Below are 16,869 nucleotides of genomic sequence, written 5' to 3'. Positions count from 1 at the left end.
AATTTTTTTTAGAAAAATCCAAGCCGCCGGCGCCCTATCGGACTCGCCGGCCCATGAATTTGGTTTCCACCACCTCGGCGTAGACCGAACCTGCAGTAGCCTCGGCCAGCGCCTCGTTCAGCGCCTGCTCCCCGCCCGCCGGCACCGTGCAGGTCAGCGTGACGTCCACGCCATAATCCGTCTCCTCAATCGAGCAGTCATAGTCCGGCAGCAGGTGCGTCACCATCTCATACAAGTGGTACGGGCAGGCAATCAGCAGCACGCTGTACAGGCTCATCCGCTGGACGCCCGCCGCCGCGACTGCAAGCTGCGCCCCTTTGGTGTAGGCGCGCACCAGCCCGCCGGTGCCGAGCAGTATCCCGCCGAAATACCGCGTGACCACGCAGCAGACGTTTTCCAGCTTTTCGTGCCGCAACACGTCCAAAATAGGCATCCCCGCTGTACCCTGCGGCTCCCCGTCGTCCGAGTAGCGCATCAGGTTGCCTTCCCGTATGATATAGGCCCAGCAGTTGTGCGTAGCATCCCAGTGCGCATCACGCATCTGTTTGACCCGTGCCACCGCCTGCTCCGCGCTTTCCACGCGCCACAGGCGGCCGGTGAATTTGGAATGCTTTTCTTCAAACTTGTCCTCGCCGTATTCGGAAAACGGCACAAAGTAGTCTTTTCCCATACTTCTATCCCCGTGCGCGGTTGGGTATCCCCATCACCTGCATCATTCCTCTGCCAGGTATTCCGCTACCCTGCCGTAGGTCTTGTCATCCACGACCGCGCGGACCACCGTGCCGTCTGCTGCGTATTCGACCGCTTCGACCTGTGCCTCGCGGTGCAACATATCCAGCACCGCCCCATCGCTGTACGGGATGCGTAGGCACACCCTGTGCTTGCCGCGGCCGAGCGCGCGCTCGATCGCCGCGAGCAGCGCATCCAGCCCCTCTCCGGTTTTCGCGGAGATCGCGACGCCCTCGTCCGGCCGGTAAAACGGAAGCGTATCCGGCGCGCATTTGTCGGCCTTGTTATATACCATTACGCGCGGAATATCCTGCGCGCCGAGCTGGGCGACCACCTTTTCCACGGTTTCTGCCTGCTGCTCCCAGTCCTCGTCCGAAACATCGACCACATGCAGCAGCAGGTCGGCATAGGCCAGCTCCTCAAGCGTCGCCTTGAATGCGGAAACCAGATGGTGCGGCAGCTTGCGGATAAAGCCGACCGTATCAGACAGCAGGATCTCCTGTGTGTCCGATATCCTTTTTTTGCGCGTTGTCGGGTCAAGTGTGTCAAACAGCCTGTCGTTTGCCGGAATGCCCGCTCCGGTCAGGGCGTTGAGCAACGTGGATTTCCCCGCGTTGGTATAACCCACAATCGCGACCAGCGGCATCTCGGTCTTTTTGCGCTGGCGCCGCTGCACAGCACGCACCTGGCGCACCTGCTCCAAATCCTCTTTCAACTTGTCGATGCGGCGGCGGATATGGCGGCGGTCGGTTTCCAGTTGGGTTTCGCCGGGGCCGCGCGTGCCGATCGGGCTTTTGCCGCCGCCGGCTGTCTGCCGCACCAGATGCGTCCACATACCGGCCAGCCGCGGCAGTATATACTGGTACTGCGCCAGCTCGACCTGCAGCTTACCCTCGCCCGTGCGGGCGCGTTGCGCGAAGATGTCCAAGATCAGCGCCGAACGGTCGAGCACCGTGCATTTGGTCAGCTCCTCCAGGTTCCGCATCTGGGAAGGCGACAGCTCGTTATCGAACAAAATAAGCGCGGCCTCGTTCGCTTCTGCAAGCTGTCGCACCTCCTCGGTCTTGCCCTCCCCGATGAACGTACGCGCGTCCGGCGCCGGCCTGCGCTGCAGCGTCATGGCTGCCGCCTCGGCTCCGGCGGTTTCGGCCAGCGCTTTCAGCTCTGCCATCGTGCGTTCGTCCGCGTCCTGCTCGGCGGTAAAGCCCGGACAGGACAGGCCGACCAGCACCGCGCGCTCCACCCTGCTTTCGATTTGGTTTTCGGTCATACGGTTTCCTCCTCTCCGCATAACGAAACAAAAAACCATCGAACACAAAGGTTTCGATGGTTTCCCGTTTTACTTATCCAGATTGAAACGCTTCTTGAAGCGATCAACACGTCCGCCGGTGTCTACCAGCTTCTGCTTGCCCGTGAAGAAGGGGTGGCACTTGGAGCAAACGTCAACGACGATGTTCTCCTTGGTGGAGCCGGTCTCAATGACATTGCCGCAGGCACAGCGGATCGTGGTCTGCTTGTACTCGGGATGGATGCCCTGTTTCATGTTGTTTCACCTCTTTCCACGGTAAGTCGCATTAAACCTCTTACAGTCGTAAAATTATGATACCACAGCAACCGCCAAAATGCAAGCATTATTTTTCATATACCAGTTTTTCTTCGGTCCAGCCCGCAAGCACGGGAATCATGGACGCAGCGAGCCTTTTTGCGCCCGCCAGATCGTGCAGCCGGTAATTGCCGCACTCGACGCGGCTCGCGCCCGGGATCCCGCCTTCATAGCCGGCGATGAACGCCATCGTCCGCTGCGCCAGCGCGATCGCGTCGGCCGCTTCCATATCCCGCACCAAAAAATAAAATCCGGTTTGGCAGCCCATGGGACCGCAGTAAATAATTTTTTCTGAAAAATCTGAATTGCGGGCGAACGTTGCAAAGAGATGCTCGAACGTGTGACCGGCCGCGGGCTCGATATAGGTTCCCGCATTGGGATGCACCATGCGGATGTCGTAGGTCGTCACGTCGCCATCGATGCGCGAGGTATACATCCCCGGCTTGAGCTTATCATGGTTTACCTCGAAGCTTGCGATCCGTTTCAAGCCTTGCCCTCCTTTTCAATCCCCAAAAAACGCAGCTCGGTGCGGTATTCCTTCCACAGCAGCGCGTAGGAGATAAAGAACGCCGCGATCTCCGCAATCGGGAACGAATACCAGATCGCGCCCAGTCCGAACCATCTGCCCAGCAGCCAGGCTGCGGGAAGGATAATAACGAGTTGGCGGCACACCGACACGATCAGACTGTTGAGGCCGCGTGCGGTCGCCTGAAACAGCGTCGAGTTGATGATGCCGAACGCCGCGCCAATAAACGACAGGCTAATGATCCTGAGCGCCGGAACGCCAACCTCGAGCATCTCCCGCGCCGCGGCCGCGTCCGTGCGGTCGACGAACATCATCAACATGGTTTCCGGAATCGCCTGGAACACCACCAGCCCCAGTCCCATAATGACCACCGCCGCGGTCAGCGCAATCTTGTAGGCGCCGAACAGGCGTCCCTTATTCCGCGCGCCGTAGTTGTAGCCCATAACAGGCAGCGCGCCTTGGTTCAGGCCGAAAACCGGCATAAACACGAATGTCTGCAGCTTGAAGTAAACCGCCAGAACGTTGACCGCGGTCTGCGAAAAGCTGATCAGGATGGCGTTCATGCCGGCTGTCATCACCGAAACCACGCTCTGCATAACGATGCCCGGCAGGCCGACACGGTAAATGTCTTTCACAGTCTGCAGGCGCCACTTGAACTCCCGCATCTTTATCCTGAGCACCTTTTGGTGGATAAAGACGCCCCACAGCCCGATCAGCATGCCAAACACCTGTCCAATCACAGTTGCGGCGGCCGCACCGTATACGCCCATTTCCGGAAACGGGCCGATGCCGAAGATCATCAGCGGGTCAAGAATGATGTTGATGATCGCGCCGGTCAATCCCTGGCACATCGGGATAATCATGTTGCCGGTGGATTGCTGTATTTTCTCGCACATCATGGAAATCATGACGAAAAAGCTCATCCCGACCGCGACCTGCGAATACTGCACCGCCTGCTCATATACATCGGGCGCGGAACCGAACGCGCCAAGGAACGGCGGCGCCAGCACAAAGCCGACGACAACGAACGCCAGGCCGCCGATAACCGCCAGCGCAATGCCATGCTCCGCGGCGGAATCCGCGTGTAGCTGCCGCTTTTCACCCAAACGGCGCGAGATCAGTGAGTTGACGCCCACGCCCGTTCCCACGCCGATCGCAATAACCAATTGCTGCAAGGGAAAAACCAGCGAGACCGCGGCCAGCGCGCTCTGCGAATACTGCGCGACAAAGATGCTGTCAACAATATTGTACAGCGCGTTAATCAGCATGGAGATCATCGCGGGCAGCGCCATGGAGAAAATCAGCGGCCCCATGCGCGCCGAACCCATTTTGTTTTCCTGTTCCAATTTCATTCCCCCTAACGACAACGAAGCCGCCCCGGAGCTTGTCCGGCGCAGCTCAAATTTATCCTCACTTATAGTTTACGGGATAATCGTTGATATTGCAAGTTTTTTTTACAACTTTCCTGCCAGTTCGTCAAAGGATGCCTCCACAAAGAAGTCGCTGGCTGCCCGCAGCTCGGCCTCCCCCGCCGCATAGGCCGGCTCGGCCATGCCGCATACCCGAAAGCCCGCCCGCTTTGCGGTTACGCCTGCGTAGGGCGCGTCCTCGAACACGATGCAGTCCGCAGGGCGCAGCCCCAGCCGCTCCGCCGCGCGCAGGTAGATATCCGGCTCGTGCTTGGAGATGCCGACATCCTCGATCGTCAGCATGAATGCGAAATAATTCATCATCCCGCGGTCGCGCAGCGCCTTTTCCGCATGCCGCCGCGCGGTCAGCGTGGCGATCGCCATTTTTACGCCGCGGCGGCGCAGTCCCTCCAGAAACCGGAACACCCCGTCCTTCGGCCTGGCTATCGTTTCATAGCGCGCGGTGATCAGGCGGTCCATCCCGTCCATCATGCTCTGCACGTCAATCGGCAGCTCTGGATAGCGCTCGATGAAATACTGCGCCACCTGCGGCTGGGAAAAGCCCTCGGTCACCGCATAGTCCTGATCCGTGATGTGCAGGCCGAACTGGCTCAGGTACCCCTGTGTCAGCCGTTTCCATACCGGCATGGAGTCGAGCAGCGTGCCATCCATATCGAAAATTGCGCCTTTGAAATCGTGCATTGGTTCTCTTCCTCCCGGGGAATACCGGCGGACGCGCCGCCTTACTTGGTTTTTCTGTCGATAAATTGCGGCCGCATCTTGGAGTACAGGATCTTCTGTTCGCTGTACAGGCCGTAATAGCCGCTGAGCATATAGGCAATGGAAATCACAAGCGCAAACAGGCCGAGCGACTGCCCGCCGAACAGCTCATAGGCCAGCAGGATCGAGGTCAACGGGGAGTTAGTCACGCCGCAGAACACCGCCGTCATGCCAAGTCCGGCGGCGAAGGAAGGGGCGAGACCAAAAAACCCGCCGTAAGCGGCGCCGAACGTCGCCCCGATGAACAGCACCGGCACGATCTCGCCGCCCTTATACCCCACGCCGATCGTGATGGCGGTCAGCACAAGCTTAATAAAAAACGCCGTGTAGTGCGCCTCCCCCGCAATGGCCCGTTCGATCACCGCCATGCCCGCGCCGTTGTAGTCCCGTGTGCCGAGCAGCAGCGACACCGCTGCGACAGCCGCGCCGCCGGCGGCAATGCAGATATACTGGTTGGGGATCTTCCTTTTCAAAAAGCGCCCGATCTGGTGGAACAGGATGCAGACCACCGCGCTCAGCACCGCGCATACCACGCCAAACAGCACCAGGCGCGCGATCAGAGGCGCGTCGAGCCGATCCGGCACGGCATGGAGGGCGAAGCGCGTGGTTTCTCCCCCCAGCGCGACGGCGACGCCATGCGCAATCAGCGACGCCAGTACACACGGGAACAGAGCCGCATAATACATCACACCCACGCTGATGACCTCCATCGCGAATACGGTCGCCGCCAGCGGCGTGCCGAACAGCGCCGCAAAGCCCGCCGCCATGCCGCACATGGTAATCGTGCGTGAATCACGGTCGTCCAGCCGCATCCAGTGTCCGATGTTGCCCGAGATCGAACCGCCGAGCTGAAGCGCCGCGCCCTCACGTCCCGCGGAGCCGCCGCAAAGGTGGGTCAGCATCGAGGTGACGAAAATGCTCGGCGCCAGCCGCAGGCGGACCGGATGGTTCTCCCGCACCGATGTTAAAATGAAATTCGTACCGCGTTCCAGCGGCATTTCGCTCTTCTTATACCAGAACGCGATGAACACACCCGCGAGCGGCAGGAGGTACAGCAGCCAGTCATGCTGCTCCCGCATCCTCCCCGCCCAGTCGAGCGCGTGGTGGAACGCCGTGCCGGTCACCCCGACCACAACGCCGATCACAACCGCGAACACGCACCATCTCGCAAAGATAAGCGCGTTTTTCGCCTGCTTCTTCCAGTACTCCCATTCCATTCCCACACTCTCCCTCATTCCTCAAAACCCTCAAGTGTAAGACCGGATCAGGCTACCCGCCCACTGCAAAAGCCGCTCGGATTGGATTGCAAACGGTTCCGTCCCCTCCTGATGCGGCATGCCCGCCGTCAGGATCAGCCGTTCCTCCCCCTGCAATAGCGGCAGAAGCTCCGACCGGCGGACAACAAACGCGCCCGTCCGACAGAAATGCACCGCGCGCAGAACGAAAAAGGCGGATTTATACAGCTCCCGCAGGAGCTGCCCGCTTTTTTCGTGCAGGCGGTTATGTACGCACATATGGTAGATCCCGCAGGCGCCGATCCTCACGGCGCGGCGGGCGTCGGACGGACCGAAGCGCTCCCGCAGCGCCGCAAGGCTGCCGTACCACACCCTAGTATCATAGTAGAACCCGAACAGCTCGGACGGCTCCCAGTGCAGCAGTTCTTCCCAGCCGGATACAAAGCCGCACACCTTGTCCCGTGCGGGCAGGCTTTCCAGCACCGCCTCATAGCGCGGCCAGTCCTCCATGTGCCATGCATCCAGGATCACGACCACATCAATGTCGCCGTCCGGCCCCGCTTCCCCGCGGGCTCGGCTGCCCTGCAGGCCAACGCAGCACACCCTTTCACCGAACGCTTCCAGCACCGCCTGTGTGAACGCGTCCATCCACTTTTCCGTATCCATGTCTGCCTCCTTTCCGATAAGAATTGCCCCGCAGTCTTCTACGGGGCAATCTTAGGGTCAAAAACCGTATTACTTGGACGTTGTCGAGGTTTCCTTCAGCACAACGTCATGCGCGCCGCCCTCGACAATCGAGGTGGCGGATACGAGCGTAATCTTCGCCTTCTTCTGGAATTCCGGAATGGAGAGCGCGCCGCAGTTGCACATAGTCGAACGCACCTTGCTCAGCGTCAGCCCCAAGTTATCCTTGAGCGAGCCGGCGTACGGCACATAGGAATCCACGCCCTCCTCAAAGGACAGCTTCTTGTCGCCGCCCATGTCGTAGCGCTGCCAGTTGCGCGCGCGGGCCGAGCCTTCGCCCCAGTATTCCTTCATGTAGCTGCCGTTGATGTTGACCTTGTTGGTCGGGGATTCGTCAAAGCGGGAGAAGTAGCGCCCCAGCATCAGGAAGTCCGCACCCATGGCCAGCGCCAGCGTGCAATGGTAATCGTGTACGATGCCGCCGTCCGAGCAGATCGGCACATATACGCCGGTTTCCAGGTAATATTCATCGCGCGCCGCGGCAACCTCGATCAGCGCGGTCGCCTGACCGCGGCCGATGCCCTTCTGCTCGCGGGTAATGCAGATCGAGCCGCCGCCGATGCCGACCTTGACAAAGTCCGCGCCCGCGTCCGCGAGGAAGCGGAAGCCTTCCCGGTCGACGACGTTGCCCGCGCCGACCTTGACCGTGTCGCCGTAATTCTCGCGCACCCACGCGAGCGTACGGCTCTGCCACTCGGAAAAGCCCTCGGAGGAATCGATGCACAGCACATCCGCGCCGGCCTCGACCAGAGCGGGTACGCGCTCGGCATAATCGCGGGTATTAATGCCCGCGCCCACAACATAGCGCTTATGCTCGTCAAGCAGTTCGAGCGAATTTGCCTTGTGGCTGTCATAGTCCTTGCGGAACACCAGATAAACAAGATGCTGCTCCTCATCCACCAGCGGGAGCGAATTAAGCTTATGATCCCATATGATATCGTTGGCGATCTTGAGCGTGGTGTCCGCCGGCGCGGTAATCAGCTTTTCAAACGGGGTCATGAACTCGGACACCTTCACGTTGGTTTCCATACGGGAAACGCGGTAATCGCGGCTGGTGACGATGCCGAGCAGTCTGCCGGTAGCCGTGCCGTCGTCCGTGACCGCAACGGTGGAGTGGCCGGTCCGCGCTTTCAGGTCGAGGATATCCGCCAGCGTCTGATCCGGCTTGACGTTGGAATCGGATACGATAAAGCCGGCCTTGTAGCTTTTGACGCGGGACACCATCGCGGCCTCGCTCTCGATGGTCTGCGAGCCGTAAATAAAGGAAATGCCGCCCTCCTGCGCAAGCGCGATCGCCATGCGGTCGTCCGAAACCGCCTGCATGATGGCCGAAACCATCGGGATGTTCGCATACAGGGAGGACTCCTGTCCTTTTCTGAACTTGACGATCGGGGTGCGGAGGCTGACGTTCGCTGGAATACATTCCGCGGACGAATAACCGGGTACGAGCAGGTATTCGTTGAACGTGTGCGAAGGCTCGCTAAAATAATACGCCATACGTTTTCCTCTCCTTTTTCATTCCTGTTTTTCCAGATTGTATATTGCTTTTTATTATATCCTTTTTACCAGGTAAAGTAAAGCAGGCATATAGCAGATTTTGCAGGTTTTTGGCGCGGCCCGCTTATACAAAGCGCGCAATAGCGATGCGGACAATAGAAAGAACCGCAGCAGATCTGCTGCGGTTCTTTCTATTAGAAATGAGGAATGAATGTTGTGGTCTACTTAAAAACTTGCGGCGTTTTCCGCCGATGGGGTTGCTCTCTTTTGCTGATAACAGGCTACCATCTATCCGCGGCCTTGTCAACCCGATCGGCGTTTTCTTAACGCATCCTTAACCGCTATTCCCCCATTTCCCAGGTATTTCCCGTATCAAAAAAGTACAAAACGCGCTGTTTCACCGGCCTACCGAAAACCGCCTCCACCGCATCCGCATACGCGTCAAGCTGCGGGCGGTACCGCGCCGCGCGGGCGGCAAGCCCGTCCTTTGATACGCGGTCGGTTTTGAAATCCACGATCACAAAGCCCTCCGGTGTGTCGATCAGGCAGTCGATCACGCCCTGTAGCAGCACCTTTTCCTCCGGTGCGTCGGCCGCGACTGGAAAATACCGTGCGGCTGGCACCAGCACTGAGAACTTAAACTCCCGCCGCACTGAATGCTCCGCCATCAACCCGCGGTACAGTGCCGAGGTGAAAAACGCCCGAATCTTTTCCGGCTCAATCGCCGCCGCCTGCTGCGGCGACAGGATGCGCTTTTCCTCCAGCCGGTCGCGCTCGCGCTCCACGCCGCCTGGCGCGGCGGCCGCCGCGAAATTGCAGAACTGCATAAACAGATGGTGCGCCGTGCCGATCTCAGCGGGCGTGAGGCGCCGCGCCTCCTGCTCGAACAGTGGCGCACGCAGCTTCGGCTCGCGGCGCGGGGGCGCCGTCTCCTCCGCAGCCTCGTCCGCACGGTAGCCGCGGCCCACGCCGGTCGCGGTCAGCTTGCTGGGCAGCTCGGAAAGATAAGCGCGCGGATAGCTCAGGTAAGGCTTGACCTCGTATCCCGCCGTGTCCGTCTCCACATAGCGCAGCACCTCCCGCTCCGGCAGCGCCAGCTCGTCCGGCTGGTACACGCGCAGGAGGAACGCATCGTTATCCGTACCGCGCTCCGGCACCGACAAGCCATACTGTTCTTTCAGCGCGCGCGCGCAGGGGTGCCGCAGCAGCGGCGCGAGTATCCAGGCCAGCGGCGCGCGCACCGCGCCCATCGCATACTGCGGCAGCTCGTCCAACGCGGCCAGCCGCGCCCATTTTTCCAGCGACCGCTGCAGCGTCCCGCTTGCGCAGGTGAGGATGAGCTTCTCTTTCGCGCGCGTAAGCGCAACATACAATACGCGCAGCTCCTCGCTTACCATCTCGCGACGCTGCAGCACCGCGACCGCTGTGCGCTCGGCTGTGTCGTACTGTACGCCGCGGCTCCGGTCGCGGCACTTGCCGCCAATCCCCAGTGACTGATGCACCAGCACCGGCTCGCGCAGGTCCGCTTCGTTAAATTGCTTCGCGCAGTCCGCCAGCAGCACGACCGGAAATTCCAGCCCCTTGGATTTGTGGATGCTCATGATGCGCACCGCGCCGCCCGACGCCTCTGCGCCAACCGTCTGGAAGTCCTCGCCCGTTTCCTGCATGCCGCGCAGCAGGCGCACGAACGCGAACAAACCGCGGAAGCCCTGCCCCTCGAACGCCCGCGCCCGCTCGAAGAAAGCGAGCAGGTTGGCCTGCCGCTGCGCGCCGTTGGGCAGCGCGCCGTACAGGCCGAGCGCTCCCGTCTGGTCATAGATCTCCCACAGCAGACGGTACACCGGCTGGTCGCACGCGAAGCCGCGCAGGAAGTCCAGCCGCTGCAGGAACACCTCGACCTTCGGGAAAGCGCCGCGCGACTGTATAAGCGCGTCGTAATAGCTTGCCTTGCGGTCTGTCAGCCGGATATCCGCCAGCTCCTGCTCGGTGAAGCCGAACAGCGGCGAACGCAGCACGCCGATCAGGTCCACGTCCTGCCTCGGGTTGTCGATCACGTTCAGGAGCGAAACCACCGCGCCCACCTCGGCGGTTTCCAACAGGCCGCCGCGCTCCTCCGCGCTCGCGGAAACGCCCGTCTGCTCAAGCGCGGCGATGAACGTGCGCGCCTTGGTTTTGGTGGCGCGCAGCAGGATCACGATATCCCCCGGCGTAACCGGACGTAGGGCGCCCGTTTCCTTATCCAGCACGGGAAAGCCCTCGTCCAGCAGCGCGCGGATGCGCTGCGCGGCGAGCTGGGCCTCGAGCGCAGTCTTGTCGGGCGCGTCGTCGTCCTCGCCAAGCCCCGCCGCGTCCACCAGCAACACCTCGGTCCGATAGCGCGGGTCGTCCGCGTCCGGATAATAGTCCGCGCCCAGATGCAACGCTTCCCGATCGGTATACGCCAAGCCGCCCACCGTTTCGCCCATCACGGCGGCAAACAGATAGTTGCACGCATCCAGCACCGCCGCGCGCGAGCGGAAGTTCCGCCCCAGCACTACGCGGCGCGGCTGTCCCGCATCCGCTTCCCCCGCCTCGGCAAAGGTCCGGTATTTGGACAGGAAGATGGAGGGGTCGGCCAGCCGGAATCCGTAGATGCTCTGCTTGACGTCGCCCACCATAAACAGGTTGGTCCCATCGCGGGACAGCGCGCGGAAGATCGCGTCCTGCACGGCATTGGTGTCCTGGTATTCATCCACCGCGATCTCCGCGTAACCTTCGGACAGCGCTGCGGCCAGTGCGGAGGGCCGTCTCCCCTCGTACAGCAGGCGCACCGCAAAATGCTCCAAATCGTTGAAATCCGCCGCGTTCCGCGTGCGCTTGGCCGCGGAAAAGGCGTCGTCAAACGCATTTACCATGTCGATCAGCGAAAACAGCGCGCGCGCGGTCAGGGCGCGGTCGTATTCGGCCTCGGCCGCCGTAACGGTCAGCCATTTGCCGCGGATGGCTTTAGCGGCGTCCTTCCACTCCTCGCGCATCGCCTTGACTTCCTCAAGGAACGCCTTGTCCTCAAATTTACGCGCGGCTCCCAGCCGGTCGAACGTGATCGACCGCGCGGCCTCCACACAGGCATCCCACTCCCCGCCGCGCAGGGCTTCCAGCAGGCGCTCGGCGCGATTCAGATCGCTCGTCAGCGCGGGCAGGTAAGCATCGGCCAGGCCGTCGACGCCGGTCACCGCAGCCGCCGTCATGCGCAGAAACGCCGCGCCGTGCTCCGCCGCCGCGCGCGCCTGCGCAAGCAGGACGCGCCCGTGCGGCGTATCCATCCCGCGCGCGTACAGCCCCTGCCGCACCTCCTCCATGAAAGCGCGCGGGTCGGGATGCGCCTGTATTTTTTCGTAAGTGCCAAGGATGACCTCGCCCAGCTTCTTGTCGTCCCGCCCTGCGGCGAGCAGGTCGCAGAGCGCGAAAAAGCCCTCATCCCCGCGCTCATATGCTGCGTCGAGCACCTCCTCAAGCACCTCGGCGCGCAAGATCTTGCCCTCGTTCTCATCCATCAGCCGGAAATCCGGCGCGATGCCGAGCGCCGCCGCCTGCTCGCGCGCGAGCGACAGGCACAGCGCGTGTACGGTCGTGATCTTCGCGCGGTGTACCAGAAACATCTGACGGCGCAGGCGCGTATCGTGCGGCGCTTTCGCTGCCGCCTCGCCCAGCGCAGCGGAGATGCGCTCGCGCATCTCCGCTGCCGCCGCGTTGGTAAAGGTCACGAGCAGCAGACGGTCGATATCCACCGGATCGGTCGGGTCGGTCAGACGTGCGAGCACGCGCTCGACCAGCACCGCGGTCTTGCCCGAGCCTGCCGCCGCCGACACCAGCAGCGCGCCGCCCCTGTCATGGATGGCGGTTTCCTGCTCTTTGGTCCATTGCGGCATGTCATTCACCCCCTACCTGCTGCCAGAACTCCTCGTCCGACAGGTGCCGGAGCCACCGCGCCTTGTCGCCCGCCGTTTCATCGAAGCGGCAGGCGGCGCGGAAGTCACACCAGTCGCAAAAGCTCGATGCTTTATCCTTTTTGCACGGGTTTGCGGCCACACTGCCCGCGCGCAGCTCGCGCCCCATTTCGAGCAGCTTATCATGCGCATACCTGGCCAGCTTTCCAAACCGCACCAGGTCGGCCACCGCGGATTTCGCCGCGAGCGAGGGCGCGTCCTCCCCCTTTTTCACCTTGATCGTGACCGGAATAAACCGTCCGTCTCCTTCCAGCCCGTGCTCCATCGCCTCGAGCAGCTCCATGTCGTCGCTCAACAGGCCGCTGCGGCGCAGCGCCTTGTCGCGCAGAGCACGGAGCGCGTCCTCGTCGATATCGCGCGCCGCGTCGGGCAGCTCGTCCCGCACGGGGACGTACAAAACGCCCGCGGGTACGATTTCGTTGAACGTTTGGGTCAGACGCTTACGGTAGCGCTCCAAGCCCTCCTGCTGAAGTGCATACAGGTAGATAACGAGCTGCATGTTCAGCCCATACCAGATATCCGACAGGGAAAACGACTTTTTACCGCTTTTGTAGTCCATCACGCGCAAGTACAGCCGCCCGTTTTTGATATACCCGTCCACGCGATCCACCTTGCCCGAGAGGGACACTGAAACCTCCCCCTCCGCGCACAGGACGGGCGGCAGGTCGCCGCCGCGCGAAAAATCCACCTCATAATCGATCGGCGCGAAGTCGGAAACGCGCAGCTCGTCAATCACATTGTCCAAGATCTGCTCAACCGTGCGCGTCAGCCGCCCGAACAGATAGCGAAAGCGCGCGGTCTTGTTCTCCATGCCGCCCAGTTCCTCCTGCACATACTGCCGGACCGCCGTGCGGCAGGCACGCCGGACCGCCGCTTCCTCCGCAGCCGCCGCGCCGCCCGCGCCTTTCCCCAATGCAGTCAGCGCATGCTCCAGCACATAGTGGATAAACGTGCCGGTTTCGAGCGCGTCAAACCGCGCCACACGGCGCGGCCTGGCTTTCAGGCCGTACTGCATGAAAAACGCGAACCGGCAGGAGTAAAATGTGTCCACGCGCGAGGCGGTCAGGTTGAGGCTTTTTCCATATAGCCCCTCTATCGTATGCGGGCTGGTCAGCGGCCCCCGTCCGCGCCGCTGCTGCGCGGCATGGTGTACCCGCTCGTCGTCGCGGTAAAAACCGTAGGCCGCGCGCACCGCCGCCGTGCGGTCGCCGGACAGGTATGCGCAGGCCATTTCGACCGCCGGACGCTCCGCCTGCAGGCGGTCCTGCGCTGTTTCCGTCTGGTGCGTGGAAAACAGCACGTCGGGCAGCAGCCCCCGCACCACGCCCACAAAATACGACGGGCGCGTCTCCCCACCCACGGCGTCGCTCATATGCCAGGTGAGCAGCAGTTCCTCAGTGGGGCAGGCAAGCGCGCGGTACAGGGTCTCCTGCTCCATGAGCAGACGCTCCACGCCGTAGGCTTTCAGTTCCACCCCCAGCGCGTCCAGCTTGTCCCGCTCCATATCGCTGAGCAGCGAGGCGGAGGAGGGCGCCTTGGGGATCAGCCCGTCGTTTACCCCGAGCAGGATCACGTATTTCGCGTTTTCCCCGCATGCGCGTTCGATATTGCCGCAGGTCACACGGTCGAGTGAAACGGGTATCGTACCCACGTCGTATTCGCCCAGCACCAGACGGAACAGCTTCGCAAACCGCTCCGCCGTCAGCGGCGTATCCCCGCATACCCATGCGAACTGCTCCATGGCGGACACCAGAATCTCCCACAGCTGGCGGTACTCATCCGCCAGCTGTAGGCGTCCGGCCACCTCGTGCGCGGCCGCGCGGTCGGCCATGCACCGCGGCGCGTCCACCGCGAGCAGGAAGTCGTACAGCGCGCGCACACAGCCGGATGCCGGCTGCTCCCCTTTCAGCCTTTCGCGCAGCGTGGAAAACGGGCCGATCAAACGCGCGCGCAGCGCGTTCAACTCCGCAAGCTGCGCCCGCGCGCGATCGTCGAACGGCTGACCGTACCCGTCCGGATGTTCGGCCCACTCCCGTTCCCATGCGCCGCCGCGGATATTCCAGGTCAGCGCGTAATTCTCCAGCTTGTCCGACTCCTCACGCGTTAGATGCATCAAGCCGGTTTTGAGACAGCCGAACAGGTCCTCGTATTTGAAATAGGACTGCGCCGCGTTCAGCGCGCCCGTGACCAGCGCCATCGGCGGGCGTGAGAGCAGGTCGGGCTTTTCCGCAAGGAACACCGGCACGTCATATCGCGCCATCGCCATGGCGAGAAACGCACTGTACGGCTCGATGTCACGCGCGGCCACCACGAAATCGCGGTAGCGCGCGCCCTCATCGCGCACCTTGCGCCGGATATAGGCCGCCGCGTGCTCGCACTCGTCAAACGGCGACGCGGCAGCGTACAGGCGCACCCCTTCGCACGACTCCTGCGGAACACGCACGGGCAACAGACCTTGTGCCTCCACCGCCGCCAGGCCCGCCGGCCGCGCAACCCTGCTTGCGCCAAGCTCGATGCGCTCCGCTTTCCGGTTATGCCGCTTTGCCATGCGCTCCAGAGTCTTGACCGTTTTGCAGCCCGTGACGAATATTTCCGGATACGCCATATCGCAGGCGACCGCCGCCGCCAGCGGCACGCCCGCCGCCAGCACGGCGTCGACCACGGCCAGCTCCTGCGGCGTAAAGCCCAGAAAGCCGTCCAGATACACCGCCGCGCCGTCCAGCACATGACTTTCTGCGAGCCGGTCGCGCAGATGGGTCAGCCGGTCGCGTGGGTCGGGCAGGGATTCGTCGCACAGACGCTCATACGCGGTCAATAACTGCGCCAGATCGGACAGCTTCGCTGCGAGCGCCGTGTCCCTGCACGTCTCCGCAGCGGCGAACAGCGCCTCCGGCGCGACCGCACAGGTCTTGCACTCGTCCACCACCCCCAGCGCCTCGCCGAGCAGCTCGGGCTTGTCCGCCAGACCGCCCCATACGGACAGCCCGCCCTGAACACGGCGCGCGGCCTCCTGTAGGGTGAGGAGCTGTCCGGCCGGTGTCAGCATCTGCTGCGCCAGCCCGCCGACCTCGGAAAACACCCGATCAGCCAGGCGGGAGAACGTCAGCACCTCGGCGGTGCGCGCGCCCCGATTGTCCGTCGCCGCGGCGAGCGACCGCTCCATACGGTGTGAATTCAGCTCCGGCACAAGTAAGATCTGCCGCCCCTCGCCGCTTTCACAGCGGGCGGCGATCTCCCGCAGGATTGCCGTTGTTTTGCCGCTGCCCGCGCGGCCGGTCCAAATGCGCATGGCACTCTCCCCTTCCATTGCTTTTTATCATACCATGAACCCGAACATGTGCGCAAGCTTCCCGCAGAAAAGGAAAATTTATGGTTGACTTTTCCGCAAAAATCGACTATACTTAACAAGCACGTTGCGAAACGCCTCTGTAGCTCAGTCGGTAGAGCAGGGGACTGAAAATCCCCGTGTCGGTGGTTCGATTCCGCCCGGAGGCACCATTTTATATGCGGCTGTAGCTCATCTGGTAGAGCGCCACCTTGCCAAGGTGGAGGTAGCGAGTTCGAGCCTCGTCAGCCGCTCCACCCAAAAACCTGTCCCGCGGACAGGTTTTTTCAGTTTTCTGCATGGCGGTTGACAACACGCCGCCGTTCAGTATACTCTCATATTAGGTGATTTGCATGGAACGTAAAACAAAGACAACCATCGAACGCGGCCTGTTAATCTCGGGTATCGCGATCGCGGCTTTCGGCCTGCTGACCGAGCGCATCAACTATCCCTGGGGTACGCTGGTCGGCAAGGAGACGATCGCGGCGGATCCTGCGCCGGTCTCCGAGCAATGGATTGAGCAAAGCCTCCCCGCCGAGGAGGATCTGGTTTACCTGACCGACTGCGACGCCTACGGCACGGCGACCGCTCCGGAAGAGGCGCTACAGGTTGGCGTGATCAAGCTGCCCAAGCTCGGCACCGCCGACAACGTGGTCGAAGGCACCGATCTGAAAGACCTCGCGCTTGGCGCAGGGCATCTCGCGGGAAGCGCGCTGCCCGGTGCGTCCGGCAACTGCGTGATCGCGGGCGACCGCTCCGACGATTTGATGCGTCATTTGGAATTACTCGGCGAAGGGGATACCATCCTGCTCGCCGACCAAGACACGCAATATACCTATACGGTATTCCAGGCGGTAACGGTCGAGCCTACTGAGGTCTGGGTGACCGAGCCTGTCGAGGGACGCGAGGCCGTGCTCACCCTGTTTACCGGTACGCCGTCCGGCTCTCTCAAACAGCGGCTGGTCGTCCAGGCGGAGCTGACCGCCTCGGAACCTCGCAGCTGATCTGTCCGTCCCGCACCGAGGCCGCCCAGAG

12 protein-coding genes and 2 tRNA genes are annotated in these 16,869 nt (G+C 62.1%); 3 read left to right on the top strand and 11 right to left on the bottom strand.

All coding sequences use genetic code 11. The annotated features are described in order from the left end of the window. Nucleotides 1-34: 34 nt before the first annotated feature. The 11 genes from DBQ51_RS14750 to DBQ51_RS14700 form a co-directional block, all read right to left on the bottom strand. Nucleotides 35-670 carry a YigZ family protein gene (locus DBQ51_RS14750; RefSeq protein WP_054327591.1) on the bottom strand — a complete coding sequence of 212 codons (636 nt, stop codon included), beginning with the start codon at nt 668-670 and terminating at the stop codon, nt 35-37. Between the two features lie 42 nt (nt 671-712). Further along, on the bottom strand, nt 713-1,999 hold the full coding sequence (gene hflX, locus DBQ51_RS14745) for a GTPase HflX (protein ID WP_107631936.1): 1,287 nt from the start codon (nt 1,997-1,999) through the stop codon (nt 713-715). A 69-nt stretch (nt 2,000-2,068) separates the two neighbouring features. Beyond that, the gene (rpmE, locus tag DBQ51_RS14740; RefSeq protein WP_031475830.1) at nt 2,069-2,272 is read right to left on the bottom strand and encodes a 50S ribosomal protein L31; all 204 of its coding nucleotides are present in this window, start codon (nt 2,270-2,272) and stop codon (nt 2,069-2,071) included. 88 nt (nt 2,273-2,360) lie between these two features. Further along, entirely contained in the window at nt 2,361-2,819 is a 459-nt protein-coding gene (locus tag DBQ51_RS14735; RefSeq protein ID WP_082397200.1) for an S-ribosylhomocysteine lyase, read from the bottom strand. Beyond that, nucleotides 2,816-4,210 (bottom strand): MATE family efflux transporter, encoded by a 1,395-nt coding sequence (locus tag DBQ51_RS14730; protein ID WP_054327592.1) that lies wholly within the window; start codon nt 4,208-4,210, stop codon nt 2,816-2,818. The genes DBQ51_RS14735 and DBQ51_RS14730 overlap by 4 nt, the downstream gene beginning before the upstream one ends. 102 nt (nt 4,211-4,312) lie before the next feature. Beyond that, entirely contained in the window at nt 4,313-4,969 is a 657-nt protein-coding gene (locus DBQ51_RS14725) for an HAD family hydrolase (RefSeq protein WP_107631935.1), read from the bottom strand. 41 nt (nt 4,970-5,010) lie between these two features. Continuing rightward, nucleotides 5,011-6,264: a chloride channel protein gene (locus DBQ51_RS14720; protein ID WP_242977948.1), complete on the bottom strand. Its 1,254-nt coding sequence runs from the start codon at nt 6,262-6,264 to the stop codon at nt 5,011-5,013. Between the two features lie 30 nt (nt 6,265-6,294). Then, entirely contained in the window at nt 6,295-6,948 is a 654-nt protein-coding gene (locus DBQ51_RS14715) for a nucleotidyltransferase domain-containing protein (protein WP_054327595.1), read from the bottom strand. A 69-nt stretch (nt 6,949-7,017) separates the two neighbouring features. Continuing rightward, complete coding sequence (locus tag DBQ51_RS14710; RefSeq protein ID WP_107631933.1) at nt 7,018-8,523, bottom strand: IMP dehydrogenase; 1,506 nt, start codon at nt 8,521-8,523, stop codon at nt 7,018-7,020. Nucleotides 8,524-8,864: 341 nt separating this feature from the next. Then, the gene (addA, locus tag DBQ51_RS14705; protein WP_107631932.1) at nt 8,865-12,431 is read right to left on the bottom strand and encodes a helicase-exonuclease AddAB subunit AddA; all 3,567 of its coding nucleotides are present in this window, start codon (nt 12,429-12,431) and stop codon (nt 8,865-8,867) included. 1 nt (nt 12,432) lies between these two features. After that, a complete protein-coding gene (locus DBQ51_RS14700; RefSeq protein ID WP_107631931.1) occupies nt 12,433-15,798 on the bottom strand; it encodes a PD-(D/E)XK nuclease family protein in 3,366 nt (1,121 codons plus the stop codon). Between the two features lie 133 nt (nt 15,799-15,931). Between DBQ51_RS14700 and DBQ51_RS14695 the strand changes: the two genes are divergently transcribed. The 3 genes from DBQ51_RS14695 to DBQ51_RS14685 all read left to right on the top strand — a co-directional run bounded on the left by DBQ51_RS14695 (nt 15,932) and on the right by DBQ51_RS14685 (nt 16,838). Further along, nucleotides 15,932-16,007, top strand: a tRNA-Phe gene (locus DBQ51_RS14695). Between the two features lie 8 nt (nt 16,008-16,015). Then, nucleotides 16,016-16,091, top strand: a tRNA-Gly gene (locus DBQ51_RS14690). A gap of 96 nt (nt 16,092-16,187) precedes the next feature. After that, entirely contained in the window at nt 16,188-16,838 is a 651-nt protein-coding gene (locus DBQ51_RS14685; protein ID WP_107631930.1) for a sortase, read from the top strand. Nucleotides 16,839-16,869: the final 31 nt, after the last annotated feature.

Origin of the sequence: Agathobaculum massiliense, assembly GCF_900291975.1 — a bacterium.
GTDB lineage: Bacteria > Bacillota > Clostridia > Oscillospirales > Butyricicoccaceae > Agathobaculum > Agathobaculum ammoniilyticum.
The sequence above is the reverse complement of the archived record's forward strand: the minus strand, read 5'-3'. Positions and strand labels throughout refer to the sequence as shown.